Genomic DNA, 18,992 nt, shown 5'->3' with positions numbered 1-18,992 from the left:
CTCTGTCATTTCTGCTTGCGTTTGTGCTGCTTTCCGGCGGCTTTCATCTCATCCAATAGTTCGTCCAGGCGCTCGAAACTGCCCTCCCAGAACTGCCGGTAGTCTTCCAACCAGCCGGCAATGTCCGCCAGCGGCTTTGCTTCCAGGCGTCGCGGCCTGCGTTGTGCGTCGCGCCCCCGCGAAATCAGCCCGGCCCGCTCCAGTACCTGCAGATGCCTGGAGATCGCCGGTTGCGAGATCGCGAACGGTTCGGCCAGTTCCATCACCGAGGCCTCCCCGGCCGCGAGCCGGGCCAGAATCGCCCGCCGCGTCGGATCGGCGAGGGCCGCAAAGGTGGCATCCAGACGTTGTGATTGGTTCATCGCTCGTTTGTTATATAACTAACGCATTATGTAGCGGGATTGTGGAGATGTCAATACCCTGGCTGCGGACTCCGCCGGAATCTGCGGGTGAGGGGACTGCCCAGGGCTCTGTGTTCGAGGTTCGCGGTCCATTGCCGCGCAATGCCGGTATCGCGGTCGCGGCCCTCATTGGGCTCACCGCCCTTCCGGACTGCGACTGCCTCTGACCGATGGAGACTGGACGTTTCGAGCTATATCTGGCGCCCGGTCATCCAGCAGGCTTCACTGCCTGGCTCGCGAATGTTCCGGCGATGGGCCGAACGCCGGGGAGACGGGCGATCGGCTGTTGTGCCCGGTCATTGCGGCCGCGGGCTCTCCTGGCTCAGGGGCACGCGCCGCCGATTACTCCTTGATCCGCCCGTAATGCGCCTTCGTGAGTTCGGTCAGGTTGCGCTCCTTGCGCCCGTTCTCCAGGCCCTTCAGGATGCCCGCACGGTCGGCGGCGGAACGATCCTGCCCCAGTTTGAATTTTGCTTCCACCTGGTCGATCACCATCTCATAGGCCACGATGCCCTGCCGCATCCCTTTCAGGTACGACTCCGGCAACTTCGCAAGATCCCAGTGGTCGCCGCCGCCATAGTCGCCTTCGTTGCGGGCCACCAATCGCTCCAGCGATTTCGCGAACGCCGCGTCGTCGTCCACCCGTTTGGGCTTTCCCGTCGCATGGACTACTGCAAAATTCCAGGTCGGCACCGCGTTCTTTGTGGTGTACCAGTTCGGTGAAATATAGCCGTGAGGCCCGTGGAAGACAACGGTGCACTGCGTGTTGCCGTCGAAGACCTGATTCTGCCCGTTGCTCTTCGCAAGATGCCACCAGACCCTGCCCCAACCTTCCGTCGAGCGGTCGAACAACGTGGGCACATTTGTGATTTGAACACCCCCGGCGGCCGTGACCAGCATGGCGAAGGAGTACTCTTCCAGGAAGTCGAGGATCACCGCGCGATCCGATTCACGCTGGCGGTCCGGAATGTAGATGGTGCTTTTATCTGCTTCTTCCATGGCAGCGCCCAAGCCGAGAGAAGACAAGGCGCCCAGAAACTCACGGCGTTTAGGCATGCAATTAGGAAAGCACGCCTTGGCTTAGGCTTCAACTTAGCTGTGCCTCACCCAGGACGTTTTCCATGAATTGGTGCGGGGTAACCGGCATCCGGAGCTGCCCGATGCCCCCTCACTGCAGGCCGTTTCTGTCCTCGCCCACGCGGCTGCAATTCGCTGAGCCGCGAACTCAAACGCTCCCTGTGACTTCCGGTCCATTGCGTTTTTGACTATTTGGCATAGACTTAGGTCGAGATGAAGGAAGCGGAGCAAGAGTCCCGAAAGTCGCCTTTTGCTGTCGCCTTCCTGGTCGTGCTCATCATCGTCATCGCCTTGATGGGCTCTCTCTACCTTCTCCGTCAACATCGTGGTTTTGACGCCGAGGTGCAACTCAGGGTGGCCGCGGCGGCCAACATGAAGGCCTCGGATGTCGCCGCTTGGCGAGCGGAGCGCCTCGCCGACGCCCATGTGCTGGCCGCGGGAATCGGGCACATGCCGGCCATGGCCCGAATCCTCCGCGATGAGGCTGGGCCACCAGACCTCGAGCAGGCCCGCGGGTGGCTCGAACTGATTCGCACTCAATACCGCTACGCCAGCGTGACGCTGATTGGGCCGCACGGTGAGGTCAAACTTGTGACCGGCCGTGCCTTCCCAGCCTCGCATCAGATTCAGGATTGGACCACCCGCCTGGGTGATGTGGCAGAGATCTCCTTTTGCGAAGTTGCGCCCGCAAGCCGTGGCCGCGCACCTCTCCTTAGCGTCCACATGGCCCTCAAATCGCCGCAAGGAGACCGCTTGGGCTATCTGCTTCTGGGCATCGACCCGGAAGTCTACCTGTTCCCGACGCTACGCGATTGGCTGGGAGCGGGAGAGACCGGTGAACTTCTGCTGGTGCGCCGGACGGGCGGCTCAGTGCTGATCCTGAACAATACGCGGCTGACTCCCAATTCCGCCCTGGCGCTGCGTGAGCCGCTCTCCCTGTCGTCCCTGCCCTCCGTCCGGGCGGTCACCGGGGAGACCGGCCCGTTGGAAGGAACCGACTACCGTGGACGGTCTGTCATCGCCGCGGGACGTCCAGTGGCCGGATCGGATTGGTATATCGTCGCAAAGATCGACCGCAGTGAGGCGCTGGCGCCGGAACTCCAATCCACACTCCAGTTCGCCGCCCTCATGGCTGCACTTCTGCTTCTCAGCGGGGCCCTCTTTCACTTGCTCATGCGCCGTCAAAGCGCCCTCTTCTACCAGGAAAATTACCGTAACGAGATAGAAAGAAACCGCCTGCTCAGCCTCTACAATTCGCTCTCCCGGAACGCGAATGACACCATCCTGGTTTTTGAGCGTGACGGCCGCATCATTGAAGTCAACGACCGGGCGGTGGAAATGTTCGGCTATTCGCGTGAAGAGCTGCTGTGCATGCGTGTTCCGCAGTTGAAGCCGGAGGCGAGTGTCGACGACTTTGAGCGCGTCATGAAAGTGGTGGACGAGAAGAAGAGTGTCGTCTTTGAGACCGCCAACCGCCGGAAAGACGGCCGCTCATTCCCTACTGAAGTCAGTTCATCCGAGATGTTGGTGGACGGCCGCCGCATCTATCAGAGCATTCTCAGGGACATTTCTGAGCGCAAGCAGGCCGAGCAGCAGATTCAGCGGCTCAATCGACTCTACGCCGTGCTCAGCCGCTGCAATGCGGCTATCGCCCGCGCTCGCTCAGAGGAGGATCTCTTCCACGAAGTCTGCCGCATCGCCGTGGAGTCCGGCGGCTTCGAAGTTAGTTGGGTCGGCCGTGTGGATCCCCAAACCCTGCTCGTCTCACCGGTCGCCAAAGGGGGGCCGGGTGCGGCCTATTTGGATGAAGTCCGCATCGAGGCGGGTACGGGGCCGCTCAGTATCGGGCCTACGGGCGCCTGCATCCGGGACGGCCACGCCGTCGCCTCATTTGATTTCGATACCGATCCCAACATGGCGCCCTGGCGCGAAGCGGCTTCCAAACATGGATTGCGATCTTCCATCTGTCTTCCTGTTTCTCGTCGCGGCAGGACCGACTATGTCATCGGCATGTACTCTACTGAGCCGGGTTTCTTTTGCACCGAGGAGGTCGGACTGGCGGAAGAGGTTGCGGAGAGTCTGTCGCTGGCCCTGGAACGCATGGACCTGGAGCGCGAGCGGGAGCGCGCTGAACGGGACCGCATCCTGGCCCAGGAACGGCTGGAACTCGCCCTGGACGCAGCCAACGAGGGCTATTGGGACTGGAACCTCGAAACCGGAGAGCGTTTCCTGAGTCCCCGATTCTGCACCATCCTCGGGTACCAGCCGGGCGAACTCAGCGTCATCCATCCGATGTGGTGGGAGCTGACGCACCCCGACGACCGGCAGAGACTCGAAAGCGCGCAGGCGGCTATGACCAGCGGGCTCAATTCCAGCGCACACGTCGAGTTCCGCGTCCGCCACAAAGACGGGCATTACCTGTGGATTCTTGGTTCGGCCAAAGTCGTGGAACGCGACAGCGCGGGTTTGCCGCGGCGCATCGTCGGCGCCCGGGTCGACATCACACACCGCAAGTTCCTTGAGCAACAGGTGCTCCAGGCCCAGAAGCTGGAATCTGTCGGACGCCTCGCCGGCAGTGTGGCCCACGACTTCAACAACCACCTGACCGTCATCAACGGCTATGCCAGCCTGCTGCAAAGGGAGGTCGCCCCTGGCAGCCTGCTGGCTGATTCCCTCGATCAGATCCACGACGCAGGCGAGCGGGCGGCCGCGCTCACGCGGCAATTGCTGGCCTTCAGCCGCAAGGAGATTGAACATTGCGAGGCGCTGGATCCCAATACGGTCATCTCGGACCTCGAAAAGATGATCGGGCGCCTGATGGGCGAAAATGTCACCCTTCATCTGGAACTGGACCCCGATGCCGGTTCTGTGATGGCCGATGCGACTCACCTGGAGCAGATCCTCATGAATCTGGCGATCAACGCCCGTGACGCCATTGCCCGCTCCGGGCATGTCATCATCCGCACCACGAGGGCGGAGTTGCAGGCCGATGACTCCTGGCCCCATCGCCGCGGCCCGCACGTGCGGTTGACAGTCGCCGATGACGGCTCCGGCATGCCCCCGGAAATTCTACAGCGCATCTTCGAGCCGTTCTTCACCACCAAGGACCGGACACATGGCACTGGCCTCGGGCTCTCCACCGTCTATGGAATCGTCGAACGCAGTGGCGGCTTCATCGAAGTGGAAAGCGAACCTGGACACGGCTCCTCATTCCACGTCTTCCTGCCCTCCATCCCGCAACCGCAAGGCGCATCGAAGACTACGGTGATGACCAGCGAAGAACTCGCCGGAACCGAAACCGTGTTGGTGGTGGAAGACGATGAGAATGTCCGCCGCACGGCTGTCGACATCCTCGGGCACTACGGCTATCAGGTTCTCGCAGCGGCCAGCGGGAGCGAGGCTCTGGCAATGAAAGAGGCATTCCAGGGCCACATCGACATGGTCATCAGCGATCTCATGATGCCCGGCATGAGCGGGACGGAGCTCGTCCAGCAGTTGCGGCTGGCAGACCCGCACTTGAAGGTTCTCTATGTCTCCGGCTATGCGGGCGACGGCATCCACAAGGAGGAGTTGCTGGGCGCAGGCGCCCACTTTGTGCCCAAACCGTATACTCCTGACACGCTCCTTAGGATCGTGCGGGCATTGCTCTCCGGCAGGAATGCCAATACTACGCCGGCGGGCGCTTAGCCCCGGCGGGCACCCGTCGCACTCATCTGATCGAGTTGATATCGTGAGGTCCATCCCGATGCGCCTCAGAAACCTGCTCCTCCTGTTCACGGCGGCCCTCTTGTCGGGCCAGCAACCCCGCGCCGAGCTCACAGTTCACATCGACACGCCCATGGTTCCACCCGCCTGGGCCCTGCTGGAACGCGACCTGCTCAAGTACAACTCGCTCGCCGTGCAGGAGTTTGCCCGGAAGTTCATCGACGATCGCGGTTACCTGCTGCACACGCCGCGCTGGGGCACCCTCGACGGGCCTGACGACGCCATCGAGACTTACTGGAACTGGACTCTCCTGCACGCCCTCGGCGGCTCCGATGCGGTGCTTGACCTCTATAGAAAAGGCCAGGAGGGCCATTGGCGGCAATATGGGGAATTGCGCACCAAGCTCACTCCGCTGGCCGCGAATGGCGCTTATTCCAAGGAGTTCATCACCCAGTCGGACTGGTTTCACACCGGCGAAGGGATGCGGGCCTTCCTGCTGCAAGGTCTCTCCGATCCCAATAACTCCCTTTACCGTGAACGCGTCAAACGTTTCGCCGCCATGTACGACGGTGAGGATCCAGAGGCGCCCAACTACGACAAGGACAAAAAGATTCTCAAGAGCATCTGGACCGGCAGCAAAGGGCCCATGCTCCGCAAGGCGACCACCTACGATTGGGTGGGCGACCCGGTCCCCGGCACTTTCCATCTCCTTCACAATCCGGCCGGGCGCGGCAAAATGCTCGACCTCGAGTCGCACTACCAGAAGATGCTGGCCCATTGCGCCGAGTACCTCGACAGCACGGGCGACAACTCCCTCAACCTCGCGTCCACCATCCTTGGGCTGAATGCCTATGCCCTCACCGGCGATGAGAAATACCGCCAGTGGGTACTCGAATACGTAGGCGCCTGGAAGCAGCGCGCTGCGGAGGCGGGTGGCAACATCCCCAGCAATATCGGGCTCGACGGCAAACTTGGCGGCGAATACAAAGGCCAATGGTGGAAGGGTACCTATGGTTGGAACTTCACCATCTTTGACGGTGAACTGGAACAGATTGCGCATCGCAACTACTTCACTGACGGCTCTTGGCCCGGTTTTGGCACCGCGCTGCTGCTCAGCGGCGACCAGTCCTTCGTCGATACGCTCCGCAAGCAACTGGATAACCTGTACGCACAGAAGAAGGTCGAGAAGGGCGAAACGCTGCTGCCGCAGATGTACGGAGATCCGCGAGGCTACAAGTTCGATGGGCCGCCTCAGTGGTATCACTACACCAACAAGCTCTACATCGACCGCCTGGCTGAGATCTACTTCTGGTCGATGAATCGCAAGGACCTCGAACGGATCCCCATCGCATCTTCTTTTGAAGTCCGTTCCGGCCGTGGCGGCTATGGCGAGCAGGATCGAACCTCTGCCTGGCTGGGCTTCCTCGAAGGCAAAATCCCCGACTTCCCCGAGAAGTCGCTGCAAAGCGACCTGGCTCGCGTCCGCCTGCGCGTGGACATGATTCACAACGACCAGACGTCGCCCGATTCAAGGCTGGCCGACTATCTGCTCGATTTCAACCCAGCCACCACCAATGCGCTCACCAACCTCACGCTAGGCGGGTACTTCTCCACCGGCCGCATCTGGGTGCTGCACAGCCGCTTCCGGTACTTCGATCCCGTGCGCCGCCGCGCTGGTCTGCCCGAAGATGTGGGTGCTCTCGTCGAGAAACTGGACGCTGCCTCAGCGACCGTTACCCTCGTGAATACGAATCCGATTCAGCCCCGCGAAGTAGTGATACAGGCCGGTGGCTATGGGGAGCATCGCTTCGAAGCGATCACCATCGCGGGCCGCAGGACCCAGTTTCAGGGGCCGGTCATCACCGTGCGCCTTGATCCGGGCGCCGGCGCTCGCCTGGAGTTCCAAATGACCCGCTATACCAACAGGCCCACGTTCGCGTTCCCCTGGGACCGCGGCTGGTATCCGGTGAAATAGAAGCAGGACTCGAGCTTCCCGGAGAGCGAGGCTCACCCCTCCCTGAGCGCCTGGATCGGATCCGCCGAAGCCGCCCGGATCGCTGGCCCCAGCACCGCCAGCAGCGCCGCCAGCGCCAGTGCGGCCGCGGCCCAGGCCACAATCACCGGGTCGAGCGGTTCCATGCCCAGATTCTTGTAATCGACATACCGCTGCGCCGCCCACCAGGCCACCGGCGTCCCCAGCACACACCCGGCCAGCGCCACGCCAACGCCCTCCCCAATCACCTGGCGCAGCAGGTTCGACGGGGAGGCCCCCAAAGCCATGCGAATCCCAATCTCCTGGCTGCGCCGGGAGGTGGCATAGGCCATCACACCGTAAAGACCCACCATGCACAACACGAGCGCCAGGACTCCAAACGCGCCGCACAGCCACGCAAACAGCCGCTCCCGTCGCAGGGTGGCCGCGATCTGCTCCTGCATGGTCACCGCCTTCACAATCGGCAGATTCGCGTCGAGGTCGGACACCATCCTGCGCACTCCGCCCATCACCTGCAGGGGTGGAATCGAGGTGCGCACCAATACGGTCGTCGTGTCGCTATTGAGTGTATTGGGCAGATAGAGTACGCTCGGCTGCTCAGTCAATCGTGAGTAACGCGCCCGGGCCGCGACCCCCACGATCTCGATCGATTTGCCGTCCATCGGGAAGCTCAGGCCCAGCGGCGACCGGCCCAGTTCCTTGCCGAAGTCCTCGCTCACAATGGCCACCCGGGCCTGCGACAGCACATCCTGCCGCGTGAATGGCCGGCCGGCAACAATCCTGACACCCAGGGCATCGAGATAGCCCGACGTCACGAAATTGACTGCCGTGGAGATCACCTTCGCATGGCCCGGAATCCGGATGTCATCCCAATACCCGCCGCCCCTCATCGGCCGGATCCGCGCCAGGCCGGCCGACTCCACCCCGGGTATCTCCCGCAGTCGCTGCTCCAGTTGAACATAGAACTGCCGCAGCTTCTCTTCGTGGTATCCGGATTGGCCGGGACGAAGATCGAACATCAGGATACGCGTCCTCTCAAAACCTGTATCGCGTGTAACGATCTTCCTTAAATGGGCGGTGAAGGCCGCACCCGCCGCCACCAGCAGGACACTGAACGCCACCTGCGCGAGCACCATCAGCTTGCCCGGAGCAAGCCACGTGTGCCGCACGCCGCCGCTCGCCCCGCTGCCTTCCTTCAGAGCCGGCGCCGCATCCATTTGGGCTGCGCGCCATGCCGGGTACAGTCCAAATGCCAGGGTAGTGACGGCCGTTACCGCCAGTGTCGCCAGGATCACTCGCAGGTCCACGGCAAAGTTCAGACGCAAATCTCCAGGCATCAGCGTCACCGCGAAGTTGGCCGTGGCGTAAGCAACCGCGATGCTCAGCACGCCGCCGCAGGTCGCCAGCAGGGCGCTTTCCGTGAAGAACTGGCGCATCAGCCGCGCCCGGCTGCAGCCCAGGGACACTCGCAACGCCACTTCGCGGCGACGGCTGTCGGCCCGCGCCAGCATCAGGTTCATGATGTTCGCGCACGCTATCAACAGTACAAAGCCCACCAACACCAGTAACATCCTCAGCGGATTGCCGAACTCGCGCCGCAGGCTCCCAATGCCGCCGCTGGCCTGCTGCAGCCGGATCGCCGGCGCATCCTCCGGGTTCTCGGGGGCAGCGCCCCAACTGGAGCGGAACAGCGCGGTCATCTCCGGAGCCAATGCTTCGGCCGTCACCTCCGGAGCCCGCCGCGCCAATATCTGCAGATACCACGTCATCGGATCCGTGGCTGCTTTCCGCTCCTGGCTGTCTGTCTCGAGCACCGAAGGCGCGTGCTCGATCGTCGTGTACAAGTCGGTCGTGTCGCCGGTGGCGATCCCGCCAAACTCGGCCGGCAGCACACCCGCGATCGTGTACGAGCGGTTGTTGATCCTCAACACACGCCCCACCGCTTTGGCATCGCTCCGCAGGTTCGATTCCCAGAACGAATGCGCCACCACAACCGCCAGCGGGGCATCCGCGCGGTCGTCTCCAGGCAGCAGCAGCCTGCCCGCCAGGGGCTGCACTTGCAGCATTGCGAAGAAATTGCCGGTAACCGCCCGCAGCCGCGCCACTGAGTTGATGCCCGCATAGCTGGTGCTGACGTCGTCAGGATTCAGATGCGCCGCCACGTTGGCCCTTTCCATCTTTGTCCGGAACGTGTCAAAGGCCGACCGGCTGAAGAAGTCAGCCACGTGCGTCGCCCCGTCCAGATGCATGCTCCCGCTGGAGCTCTGGTAGAGCCCCTCCGGTCGCCCCTTCGACTGCCACAGCACTTCCGTCAGCTGTTCGGGATGCGGCACCGCCAGCGTCCGCCACAAGACTGCATCCATCAGCGACAGAATCGCCGTGGTCGCCCCAATGCCCAGGGCCAGTGAGAGCACTGCCGCCGCGGTCACGGCTGGCGCCTTGCGCATCATGCGCGCTCCAAAGGTCAGGTCCTGCCAGAGCTGCGCCAGGGGCTGCCAGCGCCGTTCGTCCCGGCACTGCTCCTTATACAACTCCACCCCGCCGAACTCACGCCGCGCGCGCAGCATCGCCTCATTCGGAGTCAGCCCCTGCCGCTCAAAGCCCTCGGCCAGCGACTCCAGGTGATACCTCACCTCGCGTTCGAGTTCCGACTCTTTTCTGTTCCATGGCAGCTTCATGACGTTAAGCCTCCAGAACCCAGCGAATCGACTGCGCATAGAGCTTCCACTGGTCGAGCTCCGCCTCCAGTTGCGTCCGCCCTAGTTTCGTCAAGGTGTAGAACTTCGCCATCCGCCCGTTTTCTGACTCGCGCCACTCGGCCTCCACCAGCCGCTTGCGTTCCAGACGGTGCAGCGCCGGATACAGCGATCCCTGCTGCACATCCAGGGTCTCCTTCGAGGCAATCAGGATGCGTTGCGCAATCGCATATCCATGCAGCGGCCCGGCCGCCAGCGTCTTGAGCACCAGCAGGTCGAGTGTGCCCTGCAATAGGTCTGATTTCTTGGGTTCCATGCCTAGAGTGTCTACATGCATAGAATCACGACATATGCAGAGTGTCAAGGTATAATCTCATCGAAGCTTCCCACCCAATTCTTCCACTGCGCGCAAGAGCGGCACTATATGCCGTCATCAACATGAAATGCCTGGATTGCCACTAAGCGACAAGTCGTGCTAGGTTCGCAGTAGCTCTATGACCTCTCAGGCATCGCCGCATTCAAAGGACCTGGTACAGGAATCGCCCGACGCGCTGCCCACTTTGCAGGCCCGCAAACAACAGTTCGTGCGGGACGCCATCTGGGATGCGGCCATCGACCTGTTCGCTGAGAAGGGCTTCGACGAGACCACCGTCGACGACATCGCACGGGCTGCAGGCGTATCCCGCCGCTCCTTCTTCCGCTACTTTGCCTCGAAGAACGATCTGATGGCGCACGCGATGCTGAGCTACGGAACTCTGCTCACCGCGGCCATCCAGTCTTGTCCGCCGGACTACTCACTGCACCAGGTGTTCCGCTCGACAGTCGTCCAGATCGTCCAGGCGTCAGCCGCACACCCTCGTACCCCGAAGATCATGGCCATCCTGGCGGAACATCCCGCCGCGCAGGCTGCCGAGATGTCGAGACTGGCCGAAGTGCAGAACCAGGTCGCCGCGGCATACGCCCAGCGCTGTGAGCTGTGCGGTGAGGACGACCTGACGGCGAGTTTGCTCGCGGGGCTTACCTTGCACGTGGCCGGGCTCGCCGTCCGATGGTGGTTCGAGCACGGACAGTCCGACATCTCGGCAGCAGTCGATCAGGTCTTCGACAAACTCGGCCCGCTGTTGAATCCGAACCCCGAAGCCGCAACAGGGAGCCCGTCGAAATCCGGCGCTGCCCGCAAACCGCGAAAGTGAGCCGGCATGCTACGCTCCGCTGGACGCTTCGATCCCGATCTCTCACCCTCCTTCGATCCGTGAACCCTATGAAGTCCATCCGCCTCCTCCTTCCGGCGCTCCTCCTCGCGGCTGCAATCTGCTCGGCGCAGACGGCGCCCCTGCCCCAGATCCGTCAGAACGGTGCCGTCCAGCACTTCTTCGTCGACAACAAACCCTTCCTGATGCTCGCGGGCGAGCTCCACAACTCCAGCGCCTCCAGCGCCGAGTACATGAAACCGATTTGGGACAAACTCGCCGCCATGCACCTCAACACGGTCATCGGCACCGCCAGTTGGGAACTGGTCGAGCCCGTCGAAGGACAGTTCGATTTCGCCCTCGTCGATGCTCAGATCAAACAGGCCCGCCAGCGAAACATGCGGCTCGTCCTCATCTGGCTCGCCACCTGGAAGAACGCCGGCTCCAGCTATGTGCCGCATTGGGTGAAGTCCAATCCCAAACGCTTCCCGCCCATGCTACTGAAGATCCGCCCCAACTCGGGCCTCGCCTCCTTCCTCGCCGCCGACATGGAGCAGAAGGGCACCGGGCCGCTGAGCCCCCTGGGAGAGGAAACCCTCAAGGCGGATGCCAAAGCCTTCCGCGCTCTCATGCGCCACATCCGCGAGGTCGACCCCCAGCACACAGTCATCATGATGCAGGTCGAGAACGAAGCCGGTTCGCTCGGCGACAGCCGCGATCGTTCGCCCCTCGCGGAAGCAGCCTGGGCCCAGCCCGTGCCCGCTGCCTTGATGAACTACTTCACCCAGCACAAGGCCGCACTGTTGCCGGAAATGCAGGACCTCTGGAAGCGCAACGGGTATAAGACGAGCGGCACCTGGGCCGAGGTGTTCGGCACCGACGAATGGGCGGATGAGATCTTCATGGCCTATCACGTCGGCCGCTACATCGGCGAAGTTGCCAAAGCCGGCAAAGCCGAGCTCAACCTCCCCATGTACGCCAACGCCTGGCTCGGGCCCCAGCCCAACCAGGAAACCCCGGGCAAGTACCCCAGCGGCGGACCCGTCGCCCGAGTGATGGATGTCTACCGCGCCGCCGCCCCCTCCCTCGACTTCCTCGCGCCCGATATCTACGTACCCGATTTCAAGGGCACCTGCGCGCTCTACGCCAGGTCCGGCAACCCGCTCTTCATCCCCGAGGCGCGTGACCAGGTGGGCAACCTGTTCTGGGCCTTCGGCCATCACGCCGCCTGGGCCTGGGCGCCGTTTGGTGTCGAGGATCTCAATCCCGAGGGGCAGGTCTCGCAGGCCTACATGCTGCTCACTGAAATGCTGCCCCAACTCGCCGCGTGGCAGGCCGCGGGCAAGGTGAAGGCCATTCTGGTGGCCGAGGGCGAGAAACCGGAACCCCTCTCCCTCGGCGGCTACCGGATCACGCTCCGCCGTGGCGGGACAGGCGGAACCGCCGCAGGCGCCAGCACCCCGTCCGGCGAACTCCCCGGAGCGGTCTCGTTGTCAACCCGCGCCCTGTCAAACGACACCCGGCCCTTCGCCCTCGTTGTCAACACCGCGCCCGAAGAGTTCCTCTTCATCGGCGCCAACGGCGACCCGGCCTTTGCGGTGGACTCCCCCGGCCCGGCGCGCGTCGGCATCTCAGCCAAGGACGAGGGCCGCTACGAAAAGGGCAAATGGGTGCCGGGCCGCCGCATCAACGGCGATGAGATCTATACGCCCGCCCTACCCGGCCCGAAGATCGGCATGTTGAAAGTGAAGCTGGTCCGCTTCGATTGATTCGAGCACCACGCCGCTCCCGGCCTGCCCGCGCACCTGTGATACCCTGCAAACCAATCGAGGGCGCTCATGCCGGGAAAACTACGCATCTTCATCTCAAGCACCATGGAGGACCTCGAGAACGAGCGCGCCTTCATCGTCAGGCAGCTCCAATCCATGAACTTCGAGCCGGTCAACGCGGAAGGCATCCTGCCCAATGGCGCCACCTCCTGGGACCGTATTTCCGAGGAGATCGAAAGCTGCCATGCCATGATCCTGCTCGGCGGAGTCCGCTACGGCTGGATCCCCACCTCCGGTCCGCTCTCGCAGCAGAACGTGTCCGTCACGCACGGTGAGTATCTCGCGGCGCGCGCCCACGGTCTGGCTGTCCTGCCCTTCTTCAAGAATCTGAGCTACAAGGCTGACCGCATCAGTGAGGATGCCAAGCGCCGTGACAATTTCCGCAGCGAGATCGAGGAGTGGGAAGGCGGTCAGTTTCGCAGCAACTTCACCAACGTGGTCGACCTCTCTGAGAAGGTGGCCGCGGCCGTGGTGACGATGCTCTCCGATCATTACCAGCGGGACCTCATCGCCAAGCGCCGCACCCAGATGGAAAGCGCGCCGCCCCCCCCGCCGCCTCCGCCCGCCAAGGTCGAGCCTCCGGTCCACCTCGCCCGTTCCGTGGCCGAGGGCAAAGCGATTCTCTGGGTCGGTTCCGGCATCTCCCTGCGTGCCGGCATGCCCTCCACCGATGTCCTGACCTCCGAGCTTGTCCGGTCCATTCGCGAAAAAGCCGCCGGCTATGCGCCTCCGCCCGTCGGCAGCGGCATCGCCTCCGTCACCAGCGACTTCGAACTCCTCCATAGCCGAGACCTGCTGCTCGTGAAGCTCCGCGAACTCCTCGACCTGCCCGGCGGCGTCACCCCGGGCGAGGCGCATCTCCACGCCGTCCGTCTCTTTCCCCGCATCATCACCACCAACTACGACCAACTGCTCGAGGCGGCCGCCGCGACAGAAGGAACAGGGCACACGCTCGTCGTCGGCCCCAGCCTCCCCTCACCTCCGCCGCAAAAGTACATCTGGAAGATCCACGGCGCCGTGGACTTCCCCGACGTCCTGGTCATGAGCGAAAAAGACCTGGCCCGCTTTGAAGCCCCAGGCACCGGACTGGAGGCCGCGTTGATCGCCCTCCTCAAGGATGCGCCGCTGCTCGTGGCCGGAACCTCCCTCCGCGACCCCAGCATCCTGCGCCTGTTCCGGGCACTCCGGCCTGTTCTGGACGGATACTGGACCATCGTCCCTGGTGACGTCGTGGGCAAGGCCCGCGCCGCTGACCTCCGCCTCCAGCCCGTCGAGGCGACCTTGGAGAGCCTGCTGGCCGCGCTGGCACAACCCGGAAATTAACCCGGCATCGAAACCCGCCAGCATTCGCGCTACCCTACAGGCGGATAGGGTTCCAGATGCCAGACTCCGATTTTCTCCGCCATCATTTTGGTGCCAAAAACTGGCCCGTCTATCGCTTGGGCCTCTCAGCCACTTACAGGCCGGGTGAACGAACGGTCCGCTGCGCGCTCGATCACGGCGTGAACTATCTGTTCGCCTATGCCATCGATTCCAACGTGACCGGCGTTGTTCGTGGCATGAATGCGGATCAGCGCGAAAAGGTGCTCCTCGCCACCGGCAGCTACAACTGGATCCTTGGCCACACTTCGCTTAGGAAATCGCTGGAAAACGCCTTGCGAAGATACAAGACCGACTACATCGACGTGTTCCACTTCCTGGGCGTTCTGAGGCCGAAGGAGTTTCCACCTCGCATTCAGGACGAACTCAGTGCCTTGCGCGCGGACGGCCGGGTACGCGCCACCGCCATCTCCTGCCATCATCGGAAGTTTGCCGGAGAACTGGCCGCTCGCGGAGCCGTGGATGCGCTGATGGTCCGCTACAACGCCGCCCATCCCGGCGCCGAGACCGATATCTTTCCGCATGTGGCGGAGCATAAGACCGGCGTCATCAGCTATACGGCCACCCGCTGGCGCCGCTTGCTCGCCCGGCCGCGAGGCTGGCCCGCCAACGAACCAGTCGCCACCGCCGGACAGTGCTACCGGTTTGTACTATCCAATCCCAATGTCGACGTAGTCTTAACCGCACCCAGCAATGAACGCCAACTGCTGGAGAATCTCCGCGAGGTAGAACGCGGCCCGCTGCCCGAAGACGAAATGGCCTACCTGCGGCGCTTCGGAGCCTATGTGCACGGCCACGCCGGCTGGTTCATGGGGCAGTGACCACACGCCCCGCCGTATTCGCTGCGACGGGTGACTCCGCTCGAATGGCTGTTCACTGCCTGTGTAGAGAGGCCGGGCCAAGCTACCCCGTCGCCTGATCCCCGCCGCAGACCTCCAGCACAACACCCCGCATCCACCCGTGCCCCGCATCCGCTTCCATCCTCGGGTGCCACATCAACGAAATCGTCAATTCCGGAGCGTCAAACGGCAGGGGAAACGTAAACAGGCCCGAACGCAGAATCCCCGTCTGCCTCTCCGGCACCGTCGCGATCAGTTCAGATGCCCGGGCCAAGGCCAGCGCGCTCGCAAATTCGCCAACAATCGCCACCGTCCTGCGCTCCAAACCGATCGCCCGCAACGCCTCATCCACCGGACCCTGATCCCGGCCCCGCCTCGACACACCGACATGCCGGCCCGCCGCATACCTCGCAGCCGTCACCTTGCCCTTGCTCAGCGCATGCCCCTTCTGCACCACACCCACAAACCGGTCCCGGAATAGCTTCTGCACCCGAATCTCCGAGCCCGTCGCCGCCCCCACCACGCCCGTCTCCAGATCCACCTCTCCATCCCGCAGCCCGGCACTCTCCTTGTCCGGCTTCTGCACGAAACACAGCCGCACCCCCGGAGCCTGCTTGCTCGCGCGTGCAATCAGCTGCGCTCCGAAGTTTTCCACAAAACCCTCGCGCGCACGGATCGTGAACGTCCTGGCCAGACGTTTGAGGTCGAGCTGCTCGGCCGGCCGCAGCACCGCCTCCACCTGCTGCACCAACCCGCCCACCTGCTCGCGCAACTCCAGCGCCCTTGGTGTCGGTACCAGCCCGCGACCTGCCCTCACCAGCAGCGGATCCCCGGTCGTCTCCCTCAGCCGTGCCAGCGCCCGGCTCATGGCCGAAGGACTCAGCCGCAGCCGCCGCGCCGCGCGCGCCACACTGCCCTCCGCGAGCACCGCGTCGAGCGTCAGCAGCAGGTTGAAGTCCGGAGTCAACGTGCCTTGATCTTAACTCAATCTCGTTTTGGTATGGCGTCTGGTGCACGAATACAGTGCAACCGGTGCGTCTTCCGCTATCTCACATAGAAAGGTATGGTTGGGACAGAGCAAGGAAACCAACTGACAGAAGGCGAAGAACCCCATGATGACAACCACTGCGGAACAGGAATTCAGGACGGCCGGAACAGCGCGGCACAGCCCCCCGCTCCTCTGGGTCCAGGCGAGCCTCTCCCTCTCGATGTTGATGCCGTCGCTCGACACCAGCATCGCGAACGCAGGCCTGCCTGCGCTGGCCCAGGCATTCGGAGCTTCCTTCCAGGCGGTCCAGTGGATCGTACTGTCTTACCTGCTGGCCATCACTACCATGATCGTCGGTGTCGGACGGCTGGGCGACATGCTGGGCCGCCGCCGCGTCCTGCTGGCTGGCATCTCGGTCTTCACAGTGGCTTCGGTGCTGTGCGGCGCCGCGCCTACGCTCTCGTTCCTCATCGCCGCCCGCGCCGCGCAGGGCCTCGGGGCCGCCGTCATGCTGGCCCTTACCCTGGCCTCGGTCGGTGAGACTGTACCCAAGGAACAGACTGGCCGCACCATGGGCCTGTTGGGCACCATGTCCGCCATCGGCACAACCCTGGGACCCTCGCTCGGCGGCCTCTTCATCGCCGGACCCGGCTGGCGCTGGATCTTCCTCATCAATCTGCCACTGGGGCTCGCCAACCTCTTCCTCGCACATCGCTTCCTGCCCGCCAGTCATCCGCCTACTGCGAGTCCTGTGCCGGCTCACTGTGAACCGAAGGCCGCTCCCGCCTTCGACATACCTGGGACGTTGCTCCTGACCGGGACGCTCGCCGCCTATGCGTTGTCCATGACCCTGGGCCATGGCCGCTTCGGATCAATCAACCTGACACTACTCGCCGCCGCCGTCGCTGGCGCCGCTTTGTTCGTGCGGGTCGAAGCCAAGGCCGTGTCTCCGCTGATCCGGTTGGAGCTGTTCCGCAACCCGCTGCTCAGCGCGGGCCTCGCGATGAGCGCGATCGTCTCCACCGTACTGATGTCCACACTGGTAGTCGGACCGTTCTATCTCGCTCGCGCCCTCGGCCTCGACGCTGCCTCGGTAGGCTTCGTCCTCTCGGTGGGACCGCTCGTCGCGGCACTCGCCGGAGTGCCGGCCGGTCGCATTGTCGACCGCTGGGGCGCGCCGCGCATGACCCTCGCCGGCCTCATCGGAATCGGCGCCGGTAGCCTCACCCTGTCGTTACTGCCCGCGACCCTCGGCATCGCTGGATACCTGGCCCCCATAGTCTGCATCACAGCCAGCTACGCACTCTTCCAGGCAGCCAACAACACGGCGGTCGTCACCGGCGTCCAACCTGCGCAGCGCGGTCTCGTCTCTGGCCTGCTCAGCCTGTCCCGTAACCTCGGCCTGATCACGGGGGCGTCTGCCATGGGGGCAATCTTCGCACTGGCTTCATCGACGACCGCCATCACCGCGGCCAGCCCTGAGGCGATAGCCGCCGGTATGAAAATCACCTTCGGCGTAGCGGCGATGCTCATGGTCGCCGCTGCTACCCTCGCCCTCGGCGCCAACCGTCGGTCTTCCGTTAATCCAGCCGTGGCCTGAGGCTGGCTCCGTTGCCTACCCAGGCCGCTTCGAAAAATCGGTTCCACTGATGACGAAGCCGGTCGACGCGTAATTTGGATTCCCGACCGGCGGGGGCGTCCCGTACTTCTGCACCCGTGGCGGCCCGGGCAGGGCAATGGATACCTCGTTCAAATCAGTCGCCTTCGGAACGCTCACCGCGAAAACGGGAAATCGGCTGAGATTGCCGCAACGCCGGTAGGCAATCGTGATCTCGTTGGCCGTCTGATTCCCCAGGATCGCTTTGTAGTTGTTCCGGGCATGGTTTCTGCAGTCTGTCGGCGATTGCCCCTGCACCGTATTGTTCTTCGTCCCTCTGACGTACTTGACGCTGTCCTGCCCGGTTCTCGTGGATTTGACGACTACATATTGGGCGCCCATGTCCAGGCTGGACGCAAACTGCGGTCTCGTGAACTCGCTCGCCATCACCACAACCGCGTTCTGGAAGCTGGGGCACCCGCCCGTCTTGGACAACTCCCGCAGTTCATAGAACAGCCGGACGTCATCGGGGAACGGCAGCGGCATCAGGACAACCAGCACCGATTCCTCATAGCGCTTGAGGACATAGCCAGCCGGGTCGAGCAACGAAGCGCTCAGCGCGTGCAGTCCCAACCGGAACTTGCTGGATTGGGGCGCTTCCGTGGTCCGCATGAAATTCTGCGGATCCATGCGCCTCACAATGCCCGCACCGCCAGCGTCGAGCCGGATGCGGGTCCGCCTTGCTCCGCCCAGCACCCAGACATCATCATCGTTCTTGACGGCCGTATTGGTGACCTCCTTTTGATGGCTGTCGTTGTTGATAATGCCCAGGATCTTTTCCCGTGTTGGGTCTTTGGTTGGATTTTCCTTTGCGTAGTTGTACTTCTTTTCCGGATGGCTCATCTGTCGAAAAGTCAATCGGCCATCCGCAAACGCATCAGATAGACTGTCCGAATCCTGCCAGATCTTGATCTGCTGGTGCCAGTAGACGATCCGTTGAGCGGCTTCCTCGGACATGGTCTTGTTCTCGGCAATGATGTCTGTAATCGCGACTCTCGCGTCTAACAGCTCTTGTGTGGGCGGCGGCATCGGACGGACCTCCTGGAGAAGAAACTAAAGTCGTTCACCCGTGAACTCCGGCCGGCAGAGAGTGCCGGTGAGCCATGCGGCTGGCCTGGGCTTTTTTGGCGCAATACTTCTGCAAACAGGGAGAGGCCCAGAATCTGATCTGTTCCCAGTTTGGCGGCCAGCTTATCACATACCAGAATGTCAGGATTCGACCCGAGGCGAACCAGTC

General features: G+C 63.1%; 13 protein-coding genes. 7 read left to right on the top strand and 6 right to left on the bottom strand.

From position 1 onward, the window contains the following. Nucleotides 1–5: 5 nt before the first annotated feature. Both ACR9Y2_RS38390 and ACR9Y2_RS38385 read right to left on the bottom strand, forming a co-directional pair. Complete coding sequence (locus tag ACR9Y2_RS38390) at nt 6–362, bottom strand: ArsR/SmtB family transcription factor (protein ID WP_435047210.1); 357 nt, start codon at nt 360–362, stop codon at nt 6–8. Between the two features lie 381 nt (nt 363–743). Then, entirely contained in the window at nt 744–1,457 is a 714-nt protein-coding gene (locus tag ACR9Y2_RS38385) for an FMN-binding negative transcriptional regulator (RefSeq protein WP_435047209.1), read from the bottom strand. Between the two features lie 234 nt (nt 1,458–1,691). On the opposite strand from ACR9Y2_RS38385, the gene ACR9Y2_RS38380 reads away from it, so the two are divergent. Next, nucleotides 1,692–5,165, top strand: coding sequence for a PAS domain S-box protein (locus ACR9Y2_RS38380; protein ID WP_435047208.1), 3,474 nt, complete (start codon nt 1,692–1,694; stop codon nt 5,163–5,165). Between the two features lie 58 nt (nt 5,166–5,223). Continuing rightward, nucleotides 5,224–7,158, top strand: coding sequence for a hypothetical protein (locus ACR9Y2_RS38375; protein ID WP_435047207.1), 1,935 nt, complete (start codon nt 5,224–5,226; stop codon nt 7,156–7,158). A 32-nt stretch (nt 7,159–7,190) separates the two neighbouring features. Here the strand turns inward: ACR9Y2_RS38375 and ACR9Y2_RS38370 are convergent, their stop codons facing one another. Continuing rightward, nucleotides 7,191–9,854 (bottom strand): ADOP family duplicated permease, encoded by a 2,664-nt coding sequence (locus tag ACR9Y2_RS38370; RefSeq protein WP_435047206.1) that lies wholly within the window; start codon nt 9,852–9,854, stop codon nt 7,191–7,193. 4 nt (nt 9,855–9,858) lie between these two features. After that, a complete protein-coding gene (locus tag ACR9Y2_RS38365) occupies nt 9,859–10,188 on the bottom strand; it encodes a PadR family transcriptional regulator (RefSeq protein ID WP_435047205.1) in 330 nt (109 codons plus the stop codon). Between the two features lie 178 nt (nt 10,189–10,366). On the opposite strand from ACR9Y2_RS38365, the gene ACR9Y2_RS38360 reads away from it, so the two are divergent. The 4 genes from ACR9Y2_RS38360 (at nt 10,367) to ACR9Y2_RS38345 (ending at nt 15,092) form a co-directional block, all read left to right on the top strand. Continuing rightward, nucleotides 10,367–11,065, top strand: a complete 699-nt coding sequence (locus ACR9Y2_RS38360; protein ID WP_435047204.1) for a TetR family transcriptional regulator — start codon at nt 10,367–10,369, stop codon at nt 11,063–11,065. Nucleotides 11,066–11,133: 68 nt separating this feature from the next. Next, nucleotides 11,134–12,831 carry a DUF5597 domain-containing protein gene (locus ACR9Y2_RS38355; RefSeq protein ID WP_435047203.1) on the top strand — a complete coding sequence of 566 codons (1,698 nt, stop codon included), beginning with the start codon at nt 11,134–11,136 and terminating at the stop codon, nt 12,829–12,831. A 69-nt stretch (nt 12,832–12,900) separates the two neighbouring features. Beyond that, the gene (locus ACR9Y2_RS38350) at nt 12,901–14,214 is read left to right on the top strand and encodes a DUF4062 domain-containing protein (protein WP_435047202.1); all 1,314 of its coding nucleotides are present in this window, start codon (nt 12,901–12,903) and stop codon (nt 14,212–14,214) included. Between the two features lie 56 nt (nt 14,215–14,270). After that, nucleotides 14,271–15,092, top strand: a complete 822-nt coding sequence (locus tag ACR9Y2_RS38345; protein ID WP_435047201.1) for an aldo/keto reductase — start codon at nt 14,271–14,273, stop codon at nt 15,090–15,092. 82 nt (nt 15,093–15,174) lie between these two features. On the opposite strand, the gene ACR9Y2_RS38340 is transcribed toward ACR9Y2_RS38345, so the two are convergent. Beyond that, nucleotides 15,175–16,077, bottom strand: coding sequence for a LysR family transcriptional regulator (locus tag ACR9Y2_RS38340; protein ID WP_435047200.1), 903 nt, complete (start codon nt 16,075–16,077; stop codon nt 15,175–15,177). 145 nt (nt 16,078–16,222) lie between these two features. Between ACR9Y2_RS38340 and ACR9Y2_RS38335 the strand changes: the two genes are divergently transcribed. Continuing rightward, nucleotides 16,223–17,698 carry an MFS transporter gene (locus tag ACR9Y2_RS38335; protein WP_435047199.1) on the top strand — a complete coding sequence of 492 codons (1,476 nt, stop codon included), beginning with the start codon at nt 16,223–16,225 and terminating at the stop codon, nt 17,696–17,698. 15 nt (nt 17,699–17,713) lie between these two features. Here ACR9Y2_RS38335 and ACR9Y2_RS38330 read toward each other — a convergent pair whose 3' ends face one another. After that, nucleotides 17,714–18,784: a hypothetical protein gene (locus ACR9Y2_RS38330; RefSeq protein ID WP_435047198.1), complete on the bottom strand. Its 1,071-nt coding sequence runs from the start codon at nt 18,782–18,784 to the stop codon at nt 17,714–17,716. Between the last annotated feature and the right edge of the window lie 208 nt (nt 18,785–18,992).

It is taken from the genome of Paludibaculum fermentans (genome assembly GCF_051172195.1).
Taxonomy (GTDB): Bacteria; Acidobacteriota; Terriglobia; order Bryobacterales; family Bryobacteraceae; genus Paludibaculum; species Paludibaculum fermentans_A.
Note: the sequence above shows the minus strand (reverse complement) of the source record. Positions and strands in the feature narration are given on the sequence as shown.